We start from the raw sequence: 1268 nt of genomic DNA on the forward strand, positions 1-1268 counted from the left end.
CAGATCAATGCAGGATCTGGCTCAGGAACAGCTTGGTGCGTTCGTTCTGCGGATTGTCGAAGAACTCGTCCGGGCTGTTCTGCTCGATGATCTCGCCGCGGTCCATGAAGATCACGCGGTTGGCGACCTTGCGCGCAAAGCCCATTTCGTGGGTCACGCACAGCATCGTCATGCCGCTTTCCTGGGCCAGGTTGACCATCACGTCCAGCACTTCCTTGACCATTTCCGGGTCCAGGGCCGAGGTGGGCTCATCGAACAGCATGATCTTGGGGCTCATGCACAGCGACCGGGCAATCGCCACGCGCTGCTGCTGGCCGCCGGACAGCTGGCCGGGGAATTTCTTGGCCTGGTCCGGAATGCGCACGCGTTCCAGGTACTTCATGGCCGTGGCTTCGGCTTCGGCGCGCGGCTTTTTCAGCACCCACATGGGGCCCAGCGTCAGGTTCTCCAGCACCGTCAGGTGCGGGAACAGGTTGAAATGCTGGAACACCATGCCCACGTCCTTGCGGATGGTCTCGATGTGCTTCAAGTCGTTGGTGAGCTCCGTGCCGTCCACGATGATGTGGCCTTTCTGGTGCTCTTCGAGCCGGTTGATGCAGCGGATCATGGTGGACTTGCCCGAGCCGGACGGCCCGCACACCACGATGCGCTCACCCGGCGCCACGTCCAGGTTGATGTTGCGCAGCACGTGGAACTGGCCGTACCACTTGTTCACGTCCTGCAGTCGAATGATGGCATCAGACATGCCTGTACTCCCTAAGTATCGCGGTGCGCGTCCGCTTGGGGCGGACGCGCGGCAAAAGTGCGGGGCTGTTGAGCCTAGCGTTCGTGACCCGTGGCCAGGCGTTTTTCCAGTGCCTGGCTGTATTTGGACATGGAGAAGCAGAAGACGAAGTAGATCAGCGAGATGAACAGGTACGCCTCTACCCCGAATCCGCGCCATGCCGCGTCGGACAATGCCGCCTTGGCTGCCAGCGTCAGGTCGAAGATGCCGATGATGACCACCAGCGAGGTGTCCTTGAACAGCGCGATGAAGATGCTGACCAGCGGCGGGATGACGATCTTCAGGGCCTGCGGCAGGATGATCTTGCGCATCTGCTGCCAGTAGTTCAGGCCCAGCGAATCGGCGCCTTCGTACTGCCCCTTCGGAATCGCCTGCAGGCCGCCGCGCACCGTTTCGGCGATGTACGCGGCCGCGAACATGATGATCGCGATCTGCGCGCGCAACAGCTTGTCGATGGAAAAGCCTTCGGGCAGGAACAGCGGCA

2 protein-coding genes are annotated in these 1268 nt (G+C 61.5%); both read right to left on the reverse strand.

Translation table 11 applies throughout. The annotated features are described in order from the left end of the window. Positions 1-4: 4 nt before the first annotated feature. Positions 5-745 carry an amino acid ABC transporter ATP-binding protein gene (locus HV798_RS31530; RefSeq protein WP_006386910.1) on the reverse strand — a complete coding sequence of 247 codons (741 nt, stop codon included), beginning with the start codon at positions 743-745 and terminating at the stop codon, positions 5-7. A 74-nt stretch (positions 746-819) separates the two neighbouring features. After that, on the reverse strand, positions 820-1268 hold a 449-nt coding region (locus HV798_RS31535), incomplete at its 5' end, for an amino acid ABC transporter permease (protein WP_175196693.1).

It is taken from the genome of Achromobacter deleyi (genome assembly GCF_902859705.1).
GTDB classification, from domain to species: domain Bacteria; phylum Pseudomonadota; class Gammaproteobacteria; order Burkholderiales; family Burkholderiaceae_B; genus Achromobacter; species Achromobacter deleyi.

What these genes read in the sequence shown, in the direction of transcription:
- HV798_RS31530 (WP_006386910.1), bottom strand. Translation starts at nt 745, where the DNA reads ATGTCTGATGCCATCATTCGACTGCAGGACGTGAACAAGTGGTACGGC.